The sequence below is a fragment of the Thioprofundum lithotrophicum genome, from assembly GCF_055387065.1.
In genome coordinates this window covers 797,432-818,852 of sequence record NZ_AP042379.1, presented here as the reverse complement: position 1 = coordinate 818,852, position 21,421 = coordinate 797,432, and the positions used below count along the sequence as shown (strand labels likewise).

17 protein-coding genes are annotated in these 21,421 nt (G+C 66.5%); 11 read left to right on the top strand and 6 right to left on the bottom strand.

The features are described 5' to 3' along the window. Positions 1–9 precede the first annotated feature (9 nt). The 3 genes from ACZ5BH_RS03840 to ACZ5BH_RS03830 form a co-directional block, all read right to left on the bottom strand. Positions 10–978 (bottom strand): sigma-54 interaction domain-containing protein, encoded by a 969-nt coding sequence (locus ACZ5BH_RS03840; protein ID WP_464890593.1) that lies wholly within the window; start codon positions 976–978, stop codon positions 10–12. Continuing rightward, a complete protein-coding gene (locus tag ACZ5BH_RS03835; protein ID WP_464890592.1) occupies positions 962–1,699 on the bottom strand; it encodes a sulfite exporter TauE/SafE family protein in 738 nt (245 codons plus the stop codon). The genes ACZ5BH_RS03840 and ACZ5BH_RS03835 overlap by 17 nt, the downstream gene beginning before the upstream one ends. A 72-nt stretch (positions 1,700–1,771) precedes the next feature. Continuing rightward, positions 1,772–2,620, bottom strand: coding sequence for an HDOD domain-containing protein (locus ACZ5BH_RS03830; RefSeq protein ID WP_464890591.1), 849 nt, complete (start codon positions 2,618–2,620; stop codon positions 1,772–1,774). A 173-nt stretch (positions 2,621–2,793) separates the two neighbouring features. Between ACZ5BH_RS03830 and ACZ5BH_RS03825 the strand changes: the two genes are divergently transcribed. Together ACZ5BH_RS03825 and djlA are read left to right on the top strand one after the other, a co-directional pair. Then, complete coding sequence (locus ACZ5BH_RS03825) at positions 2,794–5,049, top strand: heavy metal translocating P-type ATPase (protein WP_464890590.1); 2,256 nt, start codon at positions 2,794–2,796, stop codon at positions 5,047–5,049. Positions 5,050–5,269: 220 nt separating this feature from the next. Beyond that, positions 5,270–6,079 carry a co-chaperone DjlA gene (gene djlA, locus ACZ5BH_RS03820; protein WP_464890589.1) on the top strand — a complete coding sequence of 270 codons (810 nt, stop codon included), beginning with the start codon at positions 5,270–5,272 and terminating at the stop codon, positions 6,077–6,079. A 242-nt stretch (positions 6,080–6,321) separates the two neighbouring features. On the opposite strand, the gene ACZ5BH_RS03815 is transcribed toward djlA, so the two are convergent. Genes ACZ5BH_RS03815 through cutA form a run of 3 tightly spaced genes read right to left on the bottom strand, consistent with a single transcriptional unit; the run spans position 6,322 to position 9,499 of the window. Next, the gene (locus tag ACZ5BH_RS03815; RefSeq protein WP_464890588.1) at positions 6,322–6,879 is read right to left on the bottom strand and encodes a peroxiredoxin family protein; all 558 of its coding nucleotides are present in this window, start codon (positions 6,877–6,879) and stop codon (positions 6,322–6,324) included. Next, a complete protein-coding gene (gene dsbD, locus ACZ5BH_RS03810; RefSeq protein WP_464890587.1) occupies positions 6,879–9,170 on the bottom strand; it encodes a protein-disulfide reductase DsbD in 2,292 nt (763 codons plus the stop codon). Before dsbD ends, ACZ5BH_RS03815 begins: the two co-directional genes overlap by 1 nt. After that, on the bottom strand, positions 9,167–9,499 hold the full coding sequence (gene cutA, locus ACZ5BH_RS03805) for a divalent-cation tolerance protein CutA (RefSeq protein WP_464890586.1): 333 nt from the start codon (positions 9,497–9,499) through the stop codon (positions 9,167–9,169). Before cutA ends, dsbD begins: the two co-directional genes overlap by 4 nt. A 75-nt stretch (positions 9,500–9,574) precedes the next feature. Between cutA and ACZ5BH_RS03800 the strand changes: the two genes are divergently transcribed. The 9 genes from ACZ5BH_RS03800 (at position 9,575) to glnE (ending at position 21,397) form a co-directional block, all read left to right on the top strand. Further along, positions 9,575–10,033 carry an FxsA family protein gene (locus tag ACZ5BH_RS03800; protein WP_464890585.1) on the top strand — a complete coding sequence of 153 codons (459 nt, stop codon included), beginning with the start codon at positions 9,575–9,577 and terminating at the stop codon, positions 10,031–10,033. A 239-nt stretch (positions 10,034–10,272) separates the two neighbouring features. After that, the gene (gene groES / locus ACZ5BH_RS03795; protein ID WP_464890584.1) at positions 10,273–10,563 is read left to right on the top strand and encodes a co-chaperone GroES; all 291 of its coding nucleotides are present in this window, start codon (positions 10,273–10,275) and stop codon (positions 10,561–10,563) included. A gap of 39 nt (positions 10,564–10,602) precedes the next feature. Next, positions 10,603–12,243: a chaperonin GroEL gene (gene groL / locus ACZ5BH_RS03790; protein ID WP_464890583.1), complete on the top strand. Its 1,641-nt coding sequence runs from the start codon at positions 10,603–10,605 to the stop codon at positions 12,241–12,243. Between the two features lie 330 nt (positions 12,244–12,573). Continuing rightward, entirely contained in the window at positions 12,574–14,589 is a 2,016-nt protein-coding gene (asnB, locus tag ACZ5BH_RS03785; RefSeq protein ID WP_464890582.1) for an asparagine synthase (glutamine-hydrolyzing), read from the top strand. Then, complete coding sequence (locus ACZ5BH_RS03780) at positions 14,531–14,779, top strand: acyl carrier protein (protein ID WP_464890581.1); 249 nt, start codon at positions 14,531–14,533, stop codon at positions 14,777–14,779. Before asnB ends, ACZ5BH_RS03780 begins: the two co-directional genes overlap by 59 nt. A gap of 2 nt (positions 14,780–14,781) precedes the next feature. Then, the gene (locus tag ACZ5BH_RS03775; RefSeq protein ID WP_464890580.1) at positions 14,782–16,377 is read left to right on the top strand and encodes a class I adenylate-forming enzyme family protein; all 1,596 of its coding nucleotides are present in this window, start codon (positions 14,782–14,784) and stop codon (positions 16,375–16,377) included. Further along, positions 16,374–17,273, top strand: coding sequence for a N5-glutamine methyltransferase family protein (locus tag ACZ5BH_RS03770; protein ID WP_464891189.1), 900 nt, complete (start codon positions 16,374–16,376; stop codon positions 17,271–17,273). The genes ACZ5BH_RS03775 and ACZ5BH_RS03770 overlap by 4 nt, the downstream gene beginning before the upstream one ends. Before the next feature lie 138 nt (positions 17,274–17,411). After that, positions 17,412–18,404: an NAD(+) synthase gene (gene nadE / locus ACZ5BH_RS03765; protein WP_464890579.1), complete on the top strand. Its 993-nt coding sequence runs from the start codon at positions 17,412–17,414 to the stop codon at positions 18,402–18,404. A gap of 140 nt (positions 18,405–18,544) precedes the next feature. After that, positions 18,545–21,397, top strand: a complete 2,853-nt coding sequence (glnE, locus tag ACZ5BH_RS03760; RefSeq protein ID WP_464890578.1) for a bifunctional [glutamate--ammonia ligase]-adenylyl-L-tyrosine phosphorylase/[glutamate--ammonia-ligase] adenylyltransferase — start codon at positions 18,545–18,547, stop codon at positions 21,395–21,397. The last annotated feature ends 24 nt before the right edge of the window (positions 21,398–21,421 follow it).

Here is a 21,421-nt window from a genome sequence, read left to right as displayed (position 1 = left end):
GGCGGCCCTTCATTCGATGGCGTATTTCTTCATCCGGTAGATGAGCGTGCCGCGGGTCAGGCCGAGCAGGCGGGCGGCCTTGCTCTGATTGCCGTGGGTGCGTTCGAGGGCCTGGCGGATGAGATCCCGCTCCAGGCTGTCGAGATGCACGCCGGCCTCGGGCAGGACGAAGTCGCCTTCCTGCACGCCGGGCCGGCTGTGGCGGATTTCCCCCGGCAGGTTCTCGGCCTGGATGGTGCGCCCCGGGAACAGGATCACCATGCGCTCGCAGACGTTGCGCAGCTCGCGCACGTTGCCGGGCCAGCGGTAGCGCTGCAGGGCCTCCATGGCGCCGAGGCTGTGGCGGGGTGCGTCGAGGTGGTGGGTCATGGCCAGGCGGGCGGTGAGACGTTGCACCAGCAGTTCCAGATCGCGGCCGCGCTCGCGCAGGGGCGGCAGCAGCAGGGGCACCACGTTGAGGCGGTAGAAGAGATCCTCGCGGAAACGGCCGGCCTGCACCTCGGCGAACAGATCCCGGTTGGTGGCCGCCACCACCCGCACGTCGACCCGCTCCGGCCGGGGCTGGCCGATGGGCTGGACCTCGCCGCCCTCGAGGAAGCGCAGCAGCTTGGCCTGGATGCCGAGCGGCAGCTCGCCCACTTCGTCGAGGAACAGGGTGCCGCCATGGGCGGCCTGGATGCGCCCGCGCTGATCGGCGGTGGCGCCGGTGAAGGCGCCCCGGCGATGGCCGAAGAGTTCCGACTCGGCCAGGTTCTCCGGCAGGGCGGCGCAGTTGATGGTGACGAAGGGGCCATCGGTGCGCCGGCTCTGGGTGTGGATGGCCCGGGCCAGGAGTTCCTTGCCGGTGCCGCTCTCCCCCTGGATGAGGGTGGTGGCATCGGTGACCGCGGTGATGGCGGCGGCCCGCAGCACGGCCTGGAATGCCGGGGATTCGCCCAGCATCTGCTCGAGAGGGGAATGCTCAGTGTCGATGCTCATGGTTTGGCGTACCGGGTGTGTTCAGGGCCGGAAGGTGTCCGGCATGTTCGAGGTTCAGCCACAGGCTGGCCAGGGCCAGGGCGATCAGCAGCAGGCCGATGCTCTGACGCAGGCCACGGGTGCGGGAAAACCGCGTCATCCAGCCGGTCAATATGCCCGTGGCCATGACGCCGGGCAAGGTGCCGAGGCCGAAGGCCAGCATGAACAGGGCGCCGCCCGTGGCGCTGCCCGTGGTGATGGCCCACAACAGCACCGAATAGACCAGCCCGCAGGGCAGCCAGCCCCAGATGGCGCCGAACAGCAGGGCCTGCCACAGCGAGGTGACCGGGAGCAGGCGCTGGCCGACGGGCTCGAGCCGCCGCCACAGGGGCGTACCGATCCGCTCGATGGCGGCGAAGCGGGGAAACCAGCCGGCCAGATAGAGGCCGATGCCGACCATGAAGGCGGTGGCCAGCAGCAACAGGACGAGGCGCCCGTGTTCGGGGCTGATCCAGTCGAGCAGCTGCTCGCCGACTCCGCCGGCCAGGGCGCCAGCCAGGCTGTAGCTCAACAGGCGTCCCACGTTGTAGGCGGCGATGAAGCCGCCGAGGCGCCGGCGATCGGTGCGCACTGCCGGCGGCAGGCTGAAGGTCAGGGCGCCGATGATGCCGCCGCACATGCCGAGGCAGTGCAGGGTGCTGAACAGGCCCACCACGAAAACGCTGAAGAGGGTCAGCTCCAAGAGAATGTCCGATCGTCAAAAGGCGCATGTTAGCATGCTGCCAGGGGACCGCCCGGCGGGCCTTGATCGAGATCAGGCGGCCTCGTAGATCACCGCCACGATGCCCGGGAACTGGCTTTCGGTCTCGCGGATCAGGGCATCGAGCTGCGCCGGATCCAGCCCCAGAAGGGACCACACCTCGAGATCGATGGGCCGGTCGTCGTCGGGCGAGAGGGGTGGGGCCACCGTATTGGCGATGGCCTCGGCCAGGTGCAGCACGGCCGCCTCCTGGCGGAAAGCGTCCGCCTCGCGCGGTGCGTGATGCCAGCGGACCGGTTGCACGAGGGGTTCGGGCAGCCGCCACAGGCGCAGCAGTTCGGCGCCGAGTTCCGCGTGATCGAAGCCGAACACGCGGGGTTCGACGCTGGCCGCCTCGGCCCCCGGCTGGCGTGCCAGGCGCAATGCCTCGCGGGCCCGCTCCGGCGCGGTGAGGTACATCACCAGCTTGCCGATGTCGTGCAGGAGGCCGGCCACGAACAGTTGTTCCTGCTGGCGCAGGCGGCAGGCCCTGGCGATCTCGCGGGCCGCGGTGGCGCAGGCCAGGTTGTGATGCCAGAAGGCATCGGGGCCGGGCAGCCCCTCGGGGATCCGGCGGAAGCGGCCGGTGATGGCCGCGGCCATGGCCAGATCCCGCAACTGCCGGGTGCCGACGATGGTGATGGCCATGGAGATGGTGTCCACCTGCGAGGGGAAGTTGTAGAAGGGGCTGTTGACCAGCTTCAGCAGGCGGGCGGTGAGCGCCGCATCCTCGGCGATGACCTCGGCGATGTCCACCGCGGTGCACTCCGGGTCTTCGATCATGCCGTTGATGCGGGTCACGATCTCCGGCAGGGAAATCAGTTCCAGGTTTTCGTGGACGAGATCGCGGGGGGCTGGGGGCATGGGTTTCTTCCCTGTTCATGCGGAGGCCGCGGGAACCTCCGGAAGTGCATGGTGGTCCATGGGTTTTCAGTATATTCCCCGGGCGGCGGCGGTGCAGCCTGGAAACCGGTACGGCGTCACAATTTTTTACAATTACCAGAATTTTCAGCATCCTGCAGGGGAAATCTCGAAACATGGATCAGAAGGTGCAAAACGAAATCCGGCTCTCCATCGCCGGGATGAGCTGTGCCGGCTGCGTGGCCTCGGTGGAAAAGGCCCTGCAGACGGTGCCGGGCGTGGCTTCGGCCAGCGTCAACTTCGCCGAGCACACGGCGGTGATCCGTGGCGAGGTGGCGGCGCAGGCGCTGGTGAAGGCCGTGCGCGACGCCGGCTACGACGCCGCCGAACTGCGCGGCATCGACGACGGGCGTGAACGGGAGGCCGCCGAGCGGGCCCATACCCGCCGGCTGCTGCGCCAGGCGGCGGTGGCCGCCGCGGTGGGCTTTCCCCTGTTCGTGGCCGGCCTGCTGGGCTGGCTGCCTTCCATCGAGACGGGGCGGGGATTCTGGTTGGTCGTGGGCCTGGCCACCCTCGCGGTGCTGATCCAGGCCGGTGGCCATTTCTTCACCGGCGCCTGGAAGGCCTTCCGCCATCACGACGCCAACATGGACACCCTCATCGCCCTGGGCACCGGCTCGGCCTGGCTCTACTCCATGGCCGTGCTGCTGTGGCCGGCGGCGGTGCCCTCGCTGGCCCGCCATGCCTATTTCGAGGCGGCGGCCATCATCATTGCCTTCATCAACTTCGGCTCGGCCATGGAGCTGCGGGCCCGCGGCCGCACCTCCGAGGCCATCCGCAAGCTGGTCGGGCTGCAGCCGCGCACCGCCCGGGTGGTGCGCGACGGCCGGGAGCAGGACGTGCCCATCGAACAGGTGGGGCTGGACGAGACCGTGCGGGTGCGGCCCGGCGAGCGGATTCCGGTGGACGGGGTGATTCTCGAAGGGACCTCCAGCATCGACGAATCGATGCTCACCGGCGAGCCCCTGCCGGTGGCCAAGGGGCCGGGCGACGAAGTGGTGGCCGGCACCATCAACGGCCCCGGCAGTTTTCTCTTCAAGTCCACCCGGATCGGCGCCGACACGGTGCTGGCGCAGATCATCGAGATGGTGCGCAAGGCCCAGGCCAGCAAGCCGGCCATCGCCCGGCTGGTGGACAAGGTGGCCGGGGTGTTCGTGCCCAGCGTGATGATCGTGGCCGTGGTGGCCTTCCTGGCCTGGTACAACCTGGCACCGCAACTCGGTCTCGGTTATGCGGTGACCGCGGCCATGACCGTGCTGATCATTGCCTGTCCCTGTGCCCTGGGACTGGCCACGCCCATCTCCATCATGGTCGGGGTGGGCCGCGCTGCCGAGATGGGGATCCTGATCCGCAACGGCGACGCTCTGCAGCAGATCGGCCGCCTGAACACGGTGGTGCTGGACAAGACCGGCACCGTTACCGAGGGCCGTCCCCGGGTCACCGATTTGCTGCCCCGGGAAGCGGGCGATCCGGACGCCCTGCTGCGCGACGCCGCGGCGCTCGAGGCCGTCTCCGAACATCCCCTGGCCGCGGCCATCACCGCCGAGGCCACGCGCCGCGGCATCGAGGTGCCCGCGGTGGAAAACTTCGCCGCCCATGCCGGGCGCGGCGTCACGGGCGAGGTCGAGGGACGGCAGGTGGCCTTCGGCAACGCCGCCCTGATGGCCGCACGGGGCGTGGACGTCACCCCGCTGCGCGAACGGGCCGCAGCGCTGGCCGCCGAGGCGCGTACCCCCATGTACCTGGCCGTGGACGGCGAACTGTGCGGCCTCGTGGCCGTGGCCGATCCCGTCAAGCCCGACTCGAAAGAGGCCATCGCCCGCCTGCACCGCCTGGGCCTGAAGGTGGTGATGCTCACCGGCGATGCCCGGCCCACCGCCGAGGCCGTGGCCCGCCAGGTGGGCATCGACGCGGTGATCGCCGACGTTCATCCCGACGAGAAGGATCGCGCCGTGGCCGAACTGCAGGCCCGCGGCGAAGTGGTGGCCATGGTCGGCGACGGCATCAACGACGCCCCGGCCCTGGCGCGCGCCGATGTGGGCATCGCCATCGGCACCGGCACCGACATCGCCATCGAAAGTGCCGACATCACCCTCATGGGCGGCTCCCTGCACGGCGTGGCCGACGCCATCGACCTGTCCCGCGCCACCGTGCGCAACATCAAGCAGAACCTGTTCGGCGCCTTCATCTACAACGTGATCGGCATCCCCGTCGCCGCCGGTGCCCTGTACCCGGTGACCGGCATGCTCCTGAGCCCCATCCTCGCCGGCGCCGCCATGGCCGCCTCCTCGGTCACCGTGGTCAGCAATGCCAACCGCCTGCGCTGGTTTCGCTCCCCGAGGTTCCGCTCGCAACCGGAGAATGAAGCATGATCGTCAATCTGATTGGGGTGCTGCTCATCGGGTTCATCGTCTGGTGGTTCTGGCTCGCGAAACAGTGACGAGGGACGCGGGACGAGGGACGAGGTAAGATAGAGGTGATCTTTCCGGAAACGCTTGCCAGAACAAGGTAAAGACATCATGTTTGCCAAAACCGATTTGCTGATTCGCGCCATTCTCCCTCGTCCCTCGTCCCCCGCCCCTCGTCCCTGACATGTCCTGGTGGGGCAAACTCGTCGGCGGTGCCTTCGGCTTCATGCTGGGCGGGCCGCTGGGGGCGCTGTTCGGGGCGGCCATCGGGCACCAGTTCGATCGGGGACTGGAGGGCGCGGGCTTGGAGCGGCTCGGGGCGCCGGGCGGACAGGAGCGGGTGCAGGCGGCCTTCTTCACCAGCCTGTTCTCGGTGATGGGGGCGCTGGCCAAGGCCGACGGCCGGGTCAGCGAGGACGAGATCGCCATGGCCCGCAGCGTCATGCAGCAGATGGCGCTGGACGAGGCCCAGAAACGGGTGGCTATCGATCTCTTCAATGCCGGCAAGCAGCCCGATTTCGATCTGGACGCGGTGGTGGCCCAGTTCCGTCAGGAGAGCCGCCGGCGCACCAACCTGCAGCGCATGTTCCTGGAAATCCTGCTGCACGCCGCCTGGGCCGACGGCACCCTCCATCCCGACGAGGATCGCCTGCTGCGCCGGGTGGCCGACGGCCTGGGTTTCCCGAGCGCGGTTTACGAGCGACTGGCGGCCATGGTTCGCGCCCAGCGCGAGTTCTTCGCCGGCGGCGCCGAGGGCCCCGAAGCCGCGCCCCGCGCCGATCGCCTGCGCGAGGCCTATGCTCTGCTCGGCGTGGACGAGTCCGCCTCCGATGCCGAGATCAAGAAGGCATACCGCCGCCTCATGAACCAGCACCACCCCGACAAGCTGGTGGCGAAGGGGTTGCCGGAGGAGATGATCAAGATGGCCACGGAAAAGACCCAGGAGATCAAGGCCGCCTACGAGCTGATCCGCAAGGCGCGGCAGGACGCGTAAATTCGGTGGAAGGAACGCAGAGGGCGCAGAGACGCAGAGGGCGCGGAGTTATTCGTTTCCAATGCGGGGAGAGACGATCCTGTCGGGCCAATGACCAAGGGGCATATCGAGCCCAGCCTGCCATTTACGTCCTCGCATGAGGCTGCCGCTCTGTGCCGCTTCAGCACAAAAGCAACCCTCTCCGCGCCCTCTGCGTCTTTGCGTCCTCTGCGTAATTTCCAGCGCAGCCCGAAAAAACAGCATCACAACAGCGGCTCGATCACTTCCTTCGCCTGCTCGAAGGTGATCTCCGTGCGGTGGCGGTAGACGATGTTGCCCTGGCGGTCGATGACGACAGTGTAGGGCAGGACGGTGAGGCGGTTGCCGTAGCGCTGGGTGAGGGCGGGGCCATCCTGATCGGCGATGAGCACGGGATATTCGACGCCCTGGGGATCGATGAAGTCGATGACCTGCTGGGGGGTGTCGAGGGCCACGCCCACCACCACCAGGCCACGATCCCGGTAGGTTTCATAGAGGTGCTGCAGGGCGGGGATTTCGCGCACGCAGGGCGGGCACCAGGTGGCCCAGAAGTTGAGCACGATCACCTTGCCGTTCCATTCGTCGATGGCGTGCATCTGCCCTTCCACGTCGGGCAGGCGGAAGTCGGGCCGGCGTTCACTGCCGGTGGGGCGTTCCGCCGGGGCCACGTGCGGACCGGCGGCCGTGGCCGGGGGCTGGCGGTTTTGCCATTGCTGGTAGAGGATGCCGCCACCGGCGCCGATGGCGATCAGCAGCAGGCCGAGGAGGGCGCGTTTGTCCATCACTTGCGCCCGGCCGGCAGGACCTTGTTCAGGTGCGCCAGGAAGTCGTCGGCGTTCATGGCGCCCACGAGGCGATATTCACGCAGCTCGCGGCCTTTGGTGTCGAAGAACAGGATGGCCGGCGGCGCGGTGACCTTGACCCGCTTGAGCAGGGCCTTGTCCACCTCGTCGTTGTCGGTCACGTCGGCCTGCAGCAGCACCACGTCCTTCAGGGCCGCGATCACCCGGGGATCGGTGAACACGTATTTCTCGAAGTCCTTGCAGTAGATGCACCAGTCGGCGTAGAAGTCGAGCATCACCATTTTGCCCTGGGCCGACGCCTGCTTCAGCTCCCCTTCCAGATCGGCCACGCTCTTGATGCGCTTGAAGTGCAGCTCCTGTTGCTGGGCGGGCAGGCCGGCCACCATGGCGCCGCCGCCGGCAATGCCGTGCAGCGGGCGCATGTAGTCCTTCGTGCCGGCAAAGGCGCCGATCATCTCGAAGGTGCCGAGGATCAACAGGATCACGCCCAGCCCCTTCCACAGCTTCTGCCAGCCGCTGCCCTGGGGATCCACCGGATCTAGGGCCTTGAGGTACACGGCCGAGACGATGAGCAGGGTGCCCCACAGGAACATGATCACGGCCACCGGCAGGATGCGTTCGAGCATCCAGATGGCCACCGCCAGCAGCAGTACGCCGAACACGGCCTTGATGGCGTCCATCCACGGGCCGGCCTTGGGCAGCAGCTTGCCGGCAGAGGTGCCGATGGCGATGAGCGGGGCGCCCATGCCCATGCTCAGTGCGAACAGGGCGATGCCGCCGAGCACCGCGTCGCCGGTCTGGCTGATGTAGATGAGCGCGCCGGCCAGCGGCGCGGCCACGCAGGGGCCGACGATGAGGGCCGAGAGGAAGCCCATGACGGCCACGCCGGTGAGGGTGCCGCCCTTCTGCTTGTTGCTCACCTCGGTGATCTTGCTCTGCAGGGCCGCCGGCACCTGCAGATCGTAGAAGCCGAACATGGACAGCGACAGGGCCACGAACACGGCGGCGAAGCCACCCAGCACCCACGGATTCTGGAAGGCCGCCTGCACGTTCTCGCCCACCATGCCGGCGATTACCCCGGCGGCGGTGTAGGTGAGGGCCATGGCCAGCACGTAGACCAGCGACATGGTGAAGGCCCGGCGGGTGGTGATGCCTTCGCCCTGGCCGACGATGATGCTCGAGAGGATCGGGATCATCGGGAACACGCAGGGCGTGAAGGCCAGCAGCAGGCCGAAACCGAAGAAGGAGAGGATCACCAGCCAGGTCTTGCCGCTTTGCAGCGACTGGGCGATGCGATCCTGTTCACTGACCGCGATGGGGTGTTCCGGGGCCAGAGGGGCGGCTTCGTCCGGTGGCAGGACGGCCGCGGTCTTGCCGCTGGCCGGCAGGGAGAGCAGGAACTGTTTCTTGATGGGGGGATAACAGATCCCCAGCTTCTCGGCGCAGCCCTGATAGCGGACTTCGATGCTCACGTCCTGCGCTTCGCCGCGGCTGCGGATCAGCGGCACCGGCACGTCCACCTCGCCGTGATAGACCTCGATCTCGCCGAAGAACTCGTCCTGCTTCTTCTCTCCCGGCGGCAATTGCACATTGCCGATCCGCACGTTCGGATCGGCGCTGCGGAAAGCGATCTTGTCCCGGTACAGGTAGTAGTCGGGGGCGATGGACCAGTGGGCCTTGAGGGTGTTGCCGTCGGCCACCTCGAGGGTGAAGACGAAGGCCTGGTCGGGATCCAGCGGTTCATTGGGGTCGGCCGCGGCCGGCGCGGCGCCGAGCGTGCGGTTCAGGGCGCCGAGCCGGGCCGCGGCGCTCGCGCTGTCCGCGGCCGGCAGGTCGAGCATGATGGTCTTGGTGATGGGGGGGTAGCACACGCCCACATCGGCGCAGCCCTGGTAGCGGGCGGTGAGGGTGAAGGCCCGCACCGAAGGATCCTCGTGCACGATTTTCGCCGTGGCCCGGATCGGTTTGTGATAGACCTCGAGCCGGCCGAAGAACTCGTCGTCCTTCACTTCGCCGGGCGGCAGGTCCGGGGGCGCGATGCGCACCCCGGGCGTCTCGCTGGAGAGCCGGATCTTGTCCTTGTAGAGGTAATAGCCCTGGTGGGTGTTCCATTCCAGCTTCAGGGTGTCGCCCGCCACCTGGACGGTGAAGGGAAAGGCCTCATCGGGAGGCAACAACTCCTCGTCGTTGCCATGGCGGGCCTGGGCCAGCAGCGGCAGGGAGAGCAGCAGGAACAGCAGAAACCTTCTTATACTTGTGGGATTGGTCATGGGGACGCTTCCAGTTCGGTGGTGATCCAGCGCAGATAGTCGGTCGAGCCATTGGAGATCGTGACCGCGACGATCTCCGGAAGTTCATAGGGATGTGCCGCCCGCAGGGCCGTCTCCAGGGCCGGGTAACGTTCGGTATCGGTCTTGATTAGCAGCAGGCATTCGGCATCGCGGTGGATCTCGCCCTGCCAGCGGTAGACGGAGACAAGGCCGGGGACGATGTTGACGCAGGCGGCCAGGCGGCGCTCCACCAGCAGCCGGGCCAGCCGCTCGGCCGTGTCCCGGTCCGGGCAGGTGGAGAGCACGAGCTGGGCAGCAGGGGCGGGCATGCGGGAAAGATAGCAGCACCACCGGTAGGCGAAAAGGTATAATGGTATCTTCCTTCCCCACCGCTGCATCCTGCCATGCCCGTCTTCCGCGCCCTGTTGCTGCTGTTCCTGCTCGTGCCGCTGGTCGAGATCTGGTTCCTGATCCAGGTGGGCAGGGTGATCGGGGCCGGCTGGACCGTGTTCTTCGTGGTCTTCACCGCCGTGCTCGGCGCCGCCCTGCTGCGGGCCCAGGGGCTGACCACCCTGCAGCGGGTCCAGGCCAGCCTCGAACAGGGTCGCCTGCCGGCCATGGAACTGCTGGAGGGCCTGATGCTGCTGGTGGCCGGTGCGCTGCTCCTCACGCCGGGGTTCGTCACCGACGCCTTCGGCTTCCTGCTGCTCGTGCCGCCCCTGCGGCGGCAGATGGCGAAATGGCTGATCCGCAAGGGGCTGCTGAACGCCGGCTTCCCGCCGGGCCGGGGCGGTCCGCCACCCGGCGAGCAGGGCCCGCGCACCATCGAAGGTGAAGTGATCGGCCGCGATGAGGAAAAATAATTTTTTGTAAAACAACATCTTGCGCTTTTTCTGGCCGTTGTCGGCCGCAGCGGGCTTGAAATCCGTTGCCCCTCTCCCCATTCACTGCGGCAGCTTGACAGGGCGAAAAGCGCCGCTATCATTGGCACTCACCAAAGCCGAGTGCTAACAACGGCGCTCGCACCCGATTCCGCCGGCGTCCCGCGACGCCGGCCCGTCATGGAAACCAACCGAAAAGACCCTATCAGGAGAAGCAAAACATGAAGATCCGTCCCTTGCATGATCGCGTGATCGTTCGTCGCATGGAGGAAGAGCACACCACCGCCGGTGGCATCGTCATCCCCGACACCGCCGCGGAGAAGCCGATCCAGGGCGAAGTGATTGCCGTGGGCAACGGCAAGCTGCTGGAGAACGGCGAGCTGCGTCCCCTCGACGTCAAGGTCGGTGACAAGGTGCTGTACGGCAAGTATGCCGGCACCGAGGTCAAGGTGGATGGCGAGGAGCTCCTGGTCATGCGCGAAGAAGACATCATGGGTGTCATCGAAGACTGAACGTAACCCATTCAACCGGAATACAGAGGAATCACGAACATGAGTGCAAAAGAAGTCCGTTTCAGCGATGAAGCCCGCCACAAGATGCTGGCCGGCGTCAACATCCTGGCCAACGCGGTGAAGGTGACCCTGGGTCCCAAGGGCCGCAACGTGGTGCTCGACAAGAGCTTCGGCGCGCCCACCATCACCAAGGACGGCGTGTCCGTGGCCAAGGAGATCGAACTGGCCGACAAGTTCGAGAACATGGGCGCCCAGATGGTCAAGGAAGTCTCCTCCCAGACCTCCGACGTGGCCGGTGACGGCACCACCACCGCCACCGTGCTGGCCCAGTCCATCCTCACCGAGGGCATGAAGGCCGTGGCCGCCGGCATGAATCCGATGGATCTCAAGCGCGGCATCGACAAGGCCGTGACTGCCGCCGTCGAGGAGCTGAAGAAGATCTCCAAGCCCTGCGCCGACGACAAGGCCATCGCCCAGGTGGGCTCCATCTCCGCCAACTCCGACAAGGAGATCGGCGACATCATCGCCGAGGCCATGAGCAAGGTGGGCAAGGAAGGCGTGATCACCGTGGAAGAAGGCTCCGGCCTCATCAACGAGCTGGACGTGGTCGAGGGCATGCAGTTCGACCGTGGCTATCTCTCGCCCTACTTCGTCAACAACCAGCAGAACATGACCGCCGAGCTGGAAGATCCCTTCATCCTGCTGCATGACAAGAAGATCTCCAACATCCGGGATCTGCTGCCTGTGCTGGAAGCCGTGGCCAAGGCCGGCAAGCCCCTGCTGATCATCGCCGAGGACGTGGAAGGCGAAGCCCTGGCCACCCTGGTGATCAACAACATGCGCGGCATCGTCAAGGTGGCCGCCGTGAAGGCCCCGGGCTTCGGTGACCGCCGCAAGGCCATGCTGCAGGACATCGCCATCCTCACCGGCGGTACCGTGATCTCCGAGGAAGTGGGCCTGTCGCTGGAGAAGGCTACCCTCAACGAACTGGGTTCGGCCAAGAAGGTCGTCGTCTCCAAGGAAGAGACCACCATCATCGACGGCGCCGGCAAGCCGGCCGACATCGAGGCCCGCGTGCAGCAGATCCGCGCTCAGATCGAGGAGACCTCCTCCGACTACGATCGCGAGAAGCTGCAGGAGCGCGTGGCCAAGCTGGCCGGCGGTGTGGCCGTGATCAAGGTGGGTGCCGCTACCGAGGTGGAAATGAAGGAGAAGAAGGCCCGCGTCGAGGATGCCCTGCACGCCACGCGCGCTGCCGTGGAGGAAGGCGTGGTACCCGGCGGTGGCGTGGCCCTGATCCGCGCCCGCGAGGCCATTGCCGATCTCAAGGGTGACAACCACGATCAGGACGTGGGCATCGACATTGCCCGCCGGGCCATGGAAGAGCCGCTGCGCCAGATCGTCTTCAACGCCGGCGGCGAAGCCTCCGTGGTCGTCAACAAGGTGAAGGAAGGCAAGGGCAGCTTCGGTTTCAATGCCGCCACCGAGGAGTTCGGCGACATGCTCGAGATGGGCATCCTGGATCCCACCAAGGTGACCCGCTCGGCCCTGCAGAACGCCGCTTCCGTGGCCGGCCTGATGATCACCACCGAAGCCATGGTGGCCGAACTGCCCAAGGAAGAAAACGCCGGCGCTGCTGCGCCCGGCATGGGTGACATGGGCGGCATGGGCATGATGTAAGCCTGGCGTCTTCGCCGCAAAAAAACCCCGCTGGCGACAGCGGGGTTTTTTTATGCCTTTCGTCAGGGTTTCGTCGGCGCCTCTGACCAATGCTGTAGTGTGCGGCCGAGGGCAATGGGGTAGGCTTGTCGACGAAGCCACGCGGAAGAACGGAACTTTCGTTGAAGATGGCAGGGAGCCAGCGAAATTACGATAGCAGGCATTTGCGGCCTGGCTGCATTCATTTCGTCGTTGTCGGGGAAACGGCTCGGAGGCATGAGGGGGGCGAACGCCCTCGTGCACCGTGATTTGTTGCCTTGGCTGGCGGAGCAGAGATACCGGAACAGGGACATGTGTGGTCTGGCGGGCTTTTGCCCGGTAAACAATCCGCAAGCCGACGCCGAACTCTTGCGGCGCATGGTCGCGCGCCTGGAACATCGAGGTCCCGACGAGGCCGGCCATCACGTCGATGCGCAGGTGGCGCTTGGACATGCGCGTCTTTCGATCATCGACGTGGCTGGTGGCCGCCAGCCCATCGCCAACGAGGACGGGCGCATCCGCGTGGTCTTCAACGGCGAGATCTTCAACTACGTGGAACTGCGCGAGGCGCTGCGTGCCGCCGGCCACCGTTTCGTCACCGACAGCGATACCGAGGTCATCGTCCATGCCTACGAGGAGTGGGGCGACGCCTTTCCCCATCGCCTCAACGGCCAGTTCGCCATCGCCCTGTGGGATGAAGCCCGCCGCCGATTGCTGCTGGTGCGCGACCGGCCGGGGATCCATCCCCTGTTCTGGACCCAGCGCGATGGCCGGCTGCTGTTCGCCTCCGAGGTCAAGGGGCTGTTGCCCGCTTTCGACAGGGCTCCGGCGCTGGACGCCACCGCCCTCGATCAGATCTTCACCTTCTGGGCGCCTCTCGGTGAGCGCACCGTGTTCGAGGGCGTGCACGCCCTGCCGCCCGGCGGGATGTTGCTGTTCGAGGACGGGCGGATCCACCAGCGCCGCTGGTGGGAATGGCCCTTTGCCGAGCCCGGCGACTATCTCGCCGGCAGCGAAGCGGATCTGGCCGCCGAGCTGCGCCAGCGCCTGAACGAGGCCACCCGCCTCCGCCTGCGTGCCGACGTGCCCGTGGGGGCCTACCTCTCGGGCGGACTGGATTCCTCCGTGCTCACCGCCCTCATGCATGCCCAGGGCGCGGATCTGCGTACCTTCTCCATCGGCTTTGAGGAAAAGACCTTCGACGAGGGCGATTACCAGCGCATGATGATCGCGCACCTCGGCGCCCGCCACAGCTTCCTGCACATCGACAATGCCGACGTGGGCGAAGCCTTCCCGCGCGCCGTTTGGCACGGCGAGCAGCCCATCCTGCGCACCGCGCCGGTGCCCATGATGCTGCTCTCGGGGCTGGTGCGCGACAACGGCTACAAGGTGGTGCTCACCGGCGAGGGCTCCGACGAGGTCCTGGGTGGCTACGACATCTTCAAGGAAGGCAAGCTGCGCCGCTTCTGGGCCCGCCAGCCCGATTCGGCCTGGCGTCCGCGCCTGCTGCAACGCCTCTATCCCTATCTCGATCTCACCCAGCGCCAGGGGCAGGCCTATCTGCAGGCCTTCTTCGGCCAGGGCCTCGATCAGGCCGACGCCCCCTGGTTCGCCCACATCCCGCGCATGGCCACCACCGCCCATGTAAAGCACTTCCTGGCCGAAGCTCAGCGTGAACGCCTGCGTGAGACGGCCCTGGATGGCCTGCAGGCCATCCTGCCGGCAGGCATCGGGCGCTGGGATCCCTTCAACCGTGCCCAGTACGTGGAAGCGCGCACCCTCATGTCCGGCTATCTGCTCTCCTCGCAGGGCGATCGCATGCTCATGGCCAATTCGGTGGAGGGCCGTTTCCCCTTCCTGGATCACGAAGTCATCGAATTCGCCGGTCGCCTGGATCCGCGTCTGAAGATGAAGGTGCTCAACGAGAAATACCTGCTCAAGCAGGCCCTGCGCGACGCCCTGCCGGCACCCATCGTGGACCGCTTCAAGCAGCCCTATCGGGCCCCCGACATCCCGGCCTTCTTCGGCCGGCGCACGCCCGACTACGTGGACGCCATGTTCGACGAGGCCACCCTGCGCGACTACGGCTATTTCGACCCCGCCCGTGCCCGCCGCCTGCTGGAGAAGGCCCGCCGCGGCCGTGCCACGGGTTACAAGGACAACATGGCCTTCGTCGGCATCCTCTCCACCCAGCTCTGGCACCACCATTTCGTCGAACGGTTCCAGGAACATTTTCATGCAACACCTGAGGCAAGAAGGAAGAGAAAAGATGAATGTGGAAGAACGCGTAAAGAGTTTCATCCTGGAGAATTTTCTGTTCACGGATGACCCGACCGCCCTCGGCGAGGAAGACTCCTTCCTCGACAAGGGCATCATCGACTCGACGGGCGTAATGGAAGTGATCTTGTTCCTTGAAGAAGAATTCGGGATCAAGGTCATGGACGACGAGATCGTGCCCGAGAATCTGGATTCGGTGCGCAATATCGGCAAATTCGTGGTCAGCAAGACGGCCAGCTAGCCATGTCCGGTCAGCCCCTGAGCAGCCGCGTCACCCGTCCGCAACGGCTGCTGCACGAAGGCCTGCTGAACGCGGCCACGTGTCATCCCGACAAGGTGGCGGTGATCGTCGAAGGCCAGCCCTACCGTTACCGTGAGCTGCTGGTGTCGGCGCGGATCCTCGCCAACCGCCTGCGGGCCGAAGGGGTTGAGCGCGGAGACCGCGTGGCCATCTACATGGACAATACCTGGCCCTGCGTGGTCTCTATCTATGCCGTGCTGCTGGCCGGCGGGGTGTTCATGGTGGTCAACCCCCAGACCAAGGCCGACAAGCTGCGCTACGTGTTGCGCGACAGCGAGGCACGGGTACTGCTCACCGACTGGCATCTGGCCGGCGTTTTTTCCGACGTGGTGGGCGAAGTCACTTCCCTCAAGGCGTTGATCGTCTCGGGGCAACGTCCTGAACGAGGGTTATCGGCCATGCCGGTGCGGGAATTCGACGAAGTGCTGGAGAAGGAGCCACCGCTGGAGGCGCCTGTACCCATGGTTCCGAACGACCTTGCGGCGCTGATCTACACCTCGGGGAGTACCGGTGATCCCAAGGGGGTGATGCAGACCCACCAGTCCATGGTGTTCGCGGCCTGGAGCCTGATCGAATACCTGCGCCTGTCGGAACAGGACCGGCTGATGCTGGTGCTGCCGCTGGCTTTCGACTACGGCCTGTACCAGCTGCTGATGAGCGTGAAACTGGGTGCAACCCTGGTGGTGGAGCGCTCCTTCACCTTCCCGGCGAAGATTTACCAGCGCATGCACGAGGAGGCCGTGACAGTGTTTCCGGCGGTGCCGACCATCTTCGCCATGATGGCTGCCAGCCACCGCAAGCAGGCGTTATGCTTTCCCGCGGTGACGCGGATCACCAACACCGCCGCGGCCCTGCCCGAGGCCCTGTTGCCCGAACTGCGCGAGATGTTCCCCAATGCGCTGATCTACAAGATGTACGGCCTGACCGAATGCAAGCGGGTCAGCTATCTCGAGCCGGAACTGGTGGAGGCCAAGCCGGGTTCCGTGGGCAAGGCCATCCCCGGTACCGAGGTCTTTCTGCTCAAGGAATCGGGAGAACGGGCCGGTCCGGGGGAAGAGGGCATCCTGCACGTGCGCGGGCCGCACATCATGCTCGGGTACTGGCGCAAGCCGGAACTTTCGGCACAGATGCTCAAGCCCGGCGAACTGCCGGGCGAGCGGGTGCTGTGCACTCATGATCTGTTCCGCATGGATGAGGAGGGCTTTCTCTATTTCGTGGGCCGGACCGATGACATCGTCAAGACCCGCGGCGAGAAGGTCAGTCCCATCGAGGTGGAAAACGTGCTGCAGGCCATCGAGGGCGTGCAGGAAGCTGCCGTGCTGGGCGTGGCCGACACGATTCTCGGACAGGCCCTCTACGCCCTGGTGGTGCCGCGGGACGGTGCGGTGCTCGACGAGCGCCGGATCCGCAAACACTGCCTTGCGGAACTGGAGAATTTCATGGTGCCGCAAAAGGTCTTCATCGTCGATAGCTTGCCCAAATCGGCCAACGGCAAGATCGACAAGAAACGCATCAAGGCCGAGAGGGGGTGGAAATGAACATCACAGGCACGGAAGAAGAGTGGCTCCGGCGCATCGAGGACGGAGTACGCTTTTTGCCGGACAAGCCGGAAGAGACGGCCGAATCGACCTTGCGGGCCCTCTGGCTCGCGGCCTGCGGCACGCCCGTTTCGGCCGAGGCCGCCATGGGGATCGAGATGCCGGCGCTCGATGAAGCGCAACGCGCAAGTCTCTCCGCGCTGGTGCAGAAACGCATCGACGGTGTGCCGTTGGCGCACCTCACCGGCCGCCAGCGGTTCATGGAAATCGAAATGCTGGCCGGTCCCGAGGCCCTGATACCCCGCAAGGAAACCGAGATCCTCGCCAGCTGCGTCATTGAGCGTCTGCAGGAGATCGAGAACACGCAGGACGCCCCCCTGGTCATCGACGTCTGCACGGGCGCGGGAAACCTGCCCGTCGTCTATGCGCAGCACACGGCTCAAAGCCGTATCCATGCGGCCGATCTGTGCCCGCGGGCCGTTTCACTGGCCAGGCGCAACGTCGAGTTCGCCGGGCATGCGAACAGGATTTCCCTCCATGAGGGGGATCTGCTGGCGCCTTTCGAGGACGAAGCGTTTCTCGGCAAGGTGGACGTGCTGTCCTGCAATCCGCCCTACATCTCCAGCGGCAAGGTTGCCGGCATGGAAGCCGAGATTGCCGAACACGAACCCTCCCTGGCTTTCGATGGCGGCCCTTTCGGGATCTCCATTCTTCAGCGATTGATCCAGGAAGCGCCCCGTTATCTCAAGCCCGGTGGCTGGCTGGCTTTCGAGGTTGGGCTCGGCCAGGGCGAGATCCTGGCCCGTCGCCTCGCCGGCAACAGTGATTTCGTCAAGGTGGAGAGCTTCACCGACGACCAGGGTGCCATCCGCGCCCTCGCCGTGCAGCGTGCCTGAAGGTCATTGCTTCACTGAACCTCCGCGCCCTTTCTTTCGCCATGCGGGGGAGAGGGTTGGGTGAGGGGGCAAGCGCCCGCCTCGCATTTTGAAATGTGCCGAATCATTGTTTCACGTACCGCAAGGAGAAAACCCAAGATGTCCACCCCCCTTCTGGATTCCGATGTGCTTGCGCTCGATGCCGAGGCGGAGATCGATCGTATCGTCGAGGGCCTGCGGCAGTCGCTGCGCAAACTGCGCCGCCGCGGCCTGGTGGTCGGGATCTCCGGCGGCGTGGACAGTGGCGTGTGCGCTGCCCTCTGCGCGCGCGCCGTGGGGCCGGACAAGGTCTTCGGCCTCTTGATGCCCGAGCAGGATTCCTCTGGTGAATCGGTCACCCTCGGCCGTCAGGTAGCCGAGTCCCTGGGGATTCCTTTCACCACGGAAGACATCGCTGCCACCTTGGCGGCCATCGGTTGTTATCGCTGGCGGGACGAGGCCATTCGCAAGGTGTTTCCCGACTACGACGGCACCTGGAAGAACAAGATCGTCATCAAGGGAGGTCTGGAGGGGGGGTTCAACCATTTCGATCTGGTGGTGGAAAAGCCCGATGGCCAGCTCGAGGCACGTCGCCTGCCTCTGCCGGAATACCTGCAGATCGTCGCTGCCACCAATTACAAGCAGCGGATCCGCAAGGCCATCGAGTACTTCCATGCCGACCGGCTCAACTACGCCGTCATCGGCACGCCCAACCGGCTGGAATACGATCAGGGCTTCTTCGTCAAGAACGGTGACGGCTCGGCCGACATCAAGCCCATCGCCCATCTGTACAAGACCCAGGTGTATCAGCTTGCCCGGCATCTGGATCTCCCGGAAGCCGTGGCCACCGCCAAGCCCACGACCGACACTTACAGCCTCAGCCAGGGGCAGGACGAGTTCTATTTCGCCCTGCCCTATGACAAGATGGATCTGGCGCTGTGGTCGCTCAATCACGACGTGCCTGCCGCCGAGCTGGCCCGCCGGCTGAACCTCACCGAGGAGCAGGCCGAACGGGTGTATGCCGACATCCGGGCCAAGCGCCGTACCACCCGCTACCAGCAGGCCCTGCCCCTGCTGGTGCATCCGGTTCCCGAGATCACGCACGAACTGTGAGGGGAGAAAACGTCGTCTGCACCGAGATGGAAGGGCAGGCGCAGCGCAAGGCGCAAACTTGCGGAGAGGGGTGTGCCCAATTGCGGGACGTATGCTGATCTCCACTGGCTCCTCCGGCAGCGGGTCCCTACAATGACTCGATGAAATTACCCGACTTCGACACCCTCCCGCCCCCCCTGCGCGAGACCCCGCGCCAGCGCTGGGAGGCGCTGTGCGAAGCGGCAGGGGGCGCTCCCGAGCTGCCGGCGGGCATCGTGGCCGAGTTGCCGAAGGTCTTCGCCTGTTCCGATTTCGTGGCCAGCCAGTGTGCCGCCGAACCCGCCTTGCTGGCGGCGCTGCCGGCGGACGTGCCGGAAACACTGACCCTGGACGACTACCAGCGGCGCCTGGCCGCGCGGCTGGGCGGCGTGCAGGACGAGGCGGGGTTGTTGCGCGCCCTGCGCCGTTTCCGCAACCGCGAGATGGTGCGCATCGTCTGGCGTGACATCGCCGGTCACGCCCGGCTGATGGAGACCACCCGCGATTTGGCCCACCTGGCCGCGGCCTGCATCGAAGGAGCGCTGGAGACCCTCTACGCCTGGCAGTGCGCGCAGCTCGGCATGCCGCGTCATCCCGATGGGCGGCCCATGAACCTGGTGGTGCTGGGCATGGGCAAGCTCGGCGCCTGGGAGCTGAACGTCTCCTCCGACATCGATCTGATCTTCGCCTTCGCCGAGGAGGGGGAGGTGACGCAGGGCGGGCGCCGTCTCAGTCACGGCGAGTTCTTCACCCGCCTGGCGCGCAGTCTGATCCGGGCCCTGGACGCCCGCACCGAAGACGGCTTCGTGTTCCGGGTGGACATGCGCCTCAGGCCCTTCGGCGATTCGGGCGCCCTGGTGACCAGCTTTGCGGGCATGGAGAACTACTATCAGATCCACGGCCGCGAATGGGAGCGCTATGCCATGGTCAAGGCGCGCGTGGTGGCCGGCGATCGCGCCGCCGGTGAGGCGCTGATGGCCATGCTGCGGCCCTTCGTCTATCGCCGCTACATCGACTTCGGCGTGTTCGAGGCCCTGCGCGAGATGAAGGACCTGATCGCCCGCGAGGTCCGGCGCAAGGGCCTGGCCCGCAACGTCAAGCTGGGCGCGGGCGGGATCCGCGAGATCGAGTTCATCGGCCAGGCCTTTCAGCTCGTGCGCGGCGGACGCGACGCCAAACTCACCGCGCGCAAGATCCTCAAGGTGCTCGACTACCTGGGCCGGGCCGGCCATCTGCCGGACTATGTGGTGCGGGAGCTGACCGAGGCCTATGTGTTCCTGCGCAACATCGAGCACCGCCTGCAGGAATGGCGCGACGAGCAGACCCACCGGCTGCCGGAGGACGAGACGGGCCGGCTGCGCCTGGCCTTCGGCATGGGCTATTCCGACTGGCCGGCCTTCGAGGCCGAGCTGAACCGCCACCGGCGCCGGGTGCAGCACCATTTCGAACAGGTGTTCGAGGCCCCCCAGTCGGAATCCGCCGGCGAGGAGGACGATCTGGCCTCCCTGTGGCTCGGTGCGCTGGAGCCGGAAGAGGCCCGTGCCCTGTTGGCGGCGCGGGGCTATCAGGAGCCCGGCGAGCTGCTGGCGCGTCTCGAGACCCTGCGCCACAGCCGCCTCTATCACAACCTCAGCCGCCTTGCCCGCGAGCGGCTGGACCGGCTCATGCCGCTGCTGCTGGGGGCCGCCGCGGCGGTGGCGGATCCCGACCGCGCAGTCGGACGGCTGCTGGATCTGGTCGAGCACATCGCCGGGCGCTCGGTCTATCTGGCCCTGCTGGTGGAAAATCCCCTGGCCCTGTCGCAACTGGTGCGCCTGTGCGCCGCTTCGGCCTGGATCGCCGGTTACGTGAAGAAATACCCCCTGTTGCTCGACGAGCTGCTCGATCCCCGCAGCCTCTACGCCCCGCCGGACCGCCCCGAGCTGGCCGCCGAGCTGGCCCGGCGCCTGGCCGGCATCGATCCGGCCGACGAGGAGCCCCGCCTCGATGCCCTGCGCCAGTTCCGGCACGTCAACGTCCTGCGGGTGGCGGCAGCCGACATCGCCGGTGCGCTGCCTCTGATGAAAGTAAGTGATCACCTCACCTGGATCGCCGAGGTCGTGCTGGTGGAGTCGCTGGAACAGGCCTGGTTCCATCTCGCCCGCCGCCACGGTCCCCCGCCGGGGGAGGACAAGGGCTTCGCCATCATCGGCTACGGCAAGCTGGGCGGCTACGAGCTGGGTTACGGTTCGGATCTGGATCTGGTCTTCCTGCACGGCGCGGCCGATCCGGCCGCCACGACCACCGGCCCCGCGCCGCTGGCCCTGCCGGTGTTCTACGCCCGCCTGGGCCAGCGCCTGATCCACGTGCTCACCGCCTACACCGCCGCCGGTCGCCTCTACGAGGTGGACATGCGCCTGCGGCCCGACGGCGCCAAGGGCATGCTGGTCTCGAGCCTCACGGCCTTCGAGGCCTACCAGCTGGAAAAGGCCTGGCTCTGGGAGCATCAGGCCCTGGTACGGGCCCGGCCGGTGGCCGGCGATCCGGCCATCCAGGCGGCCTTCACGCAAATCCGCCGCCGGATCCTCGGCCAGTCGCGGGATCCGGAACCGGTCCGCGCCGGGATCGTCGACATGCGCCGGCGCATGCGCGAGAACCTCGACAAGTCCGACGGGGAATACTTCGACCTCAAGCAGGGCGAGGGCGGGATGGTGGACATCGAGTTCCTGGTCCAGTACGGCGTGCTGGTCCATGCCCATGCCCATCCCCAACTGCTGGAGTGGACCGACAACATCCGCCTGCTGGAGACCCTCGGCGCCTGCGGCGTCCTGCCGCAGGCCGATGCCGACACCCTGGCCCACGCCTACCGCCGCTACCGCGACGCCGCCCACGCCCAGGCCCTGCAGGACGCCCCCGCGCGGGTATCTGCCGAGCGTTTTGCCAGCGAACGAGCGGCGGTCAGGGAAATCTGGGCGCGGATCCTCGAAACCGCGTAGGTCGGCCTTCAGGCCGACTTGAAA

Coding starts and splice junctions, on each gene's coding strand:
- ACZ5BH_RS03840 (WP_464890593.1), bottom strand. CDS start 978: ATGAGCATCGACACTGAGCATTCCCCTCTCGAGCAGATGCTGGGCGAA.
- ACZ5BH_RS03830 (WP_464890591.1), bottom strand. CDS start 2,620: ATGCCCCCAGCCCCCCGCGATCTCGTCCACGAAAACCTGGAACTGATT.
- ACZ5BH_RS03825 (WP_464890590.1), top strand. CDS start 2,794: ATGGATCAGAAGGTGCAAAACGAAATCCGGCTCTCCATCGCCGGGATG.
- djlA (WP_464890589.1), top strand. CDS start 5,270: ATGTCCTGGTGGGGCAAACTCGTCGGCGGTGCCTTCGGCTTCATGCTG.
- ACZ5BH_RS03815 (WP_464890588.1), bottom strand. CDS start 6,879: ATGGACAAACGCGCCCTCCTCGGCCTGCTGCTGATCGCCATCGGCGCC.
- dsbD (WP_464890587.1), bottom strand. CDS start 9,170: ATGACCAATCCCACAAGTATAAGAAGGTTTCTGCTGTTCCTGCTGCTC.
- cutA (WP_464890586.1), bottom strand. CDS start 9,499: ATGCCCGCCCCTGCTGCCCAGCTCGTGCTCTCCACCTGCCCGGACCGG.
- ACZ5BH_RS03800 (WP_464890585.1), top strand. CDS start 9,575: ATGCCCGTCTTCCGCGCCCTGTTGCTGCTGTTCCTGCTCGTGCCGCTG.
- groES (WP_464890584.1), top strand. CDS start 10,273: ATGAAGATCCGTCCCTTGCATGATCGCGTGATCGTTCGTCGCATGGAG.
- groL (WP_464890583.1), top strand. CDS start 10,603: ATGAGTGCAAAAGAAGTCCGTTTCAGCGATGAAGCCCGCCACAAGATG.
- asnB (WP_464890582.1), top strand. CDS start 12,574: ATGTGTGGTCTGGCGGGCTTTTGCCCGGTAAACAATCCGCAAGCCGAC.
- ACZ5BH_RS03780 (WP_464890581.1), top strand. CDS start 14,531: ATGAATGTGGAAGAACGCGTAAAGAGTTTCATCCTGGAGAATTTTCTG.
- ACZ5BH_RS03775 (WP_464890580.1), top strand. CDS start 14,782: ATGTCCGGTCAGCCCCTGAGCAGCCGCGTCACCCGTCCGCAACGGCTG.
- ACZ5BH_RS03770 (WP_464891189.1), top strand. CDS start 16,374: ATGAACATCACAGGCACGGAAGAAGAGTGGCTCCGGCGCATCGAGGAC.
- nadE (WP_464890579.1), top strand. CDS start 17,412: ATGTCCACCCCCCTTCTGGATTCCGATGTGCTTGCGCTCGATGCCGAG.
- glnE (WP_464890578.1), top strand. CDS start 18,545: ATGAAATTACCCGACTTCGACACCCTCCCGCCCCCCCTGCGCGAGACC.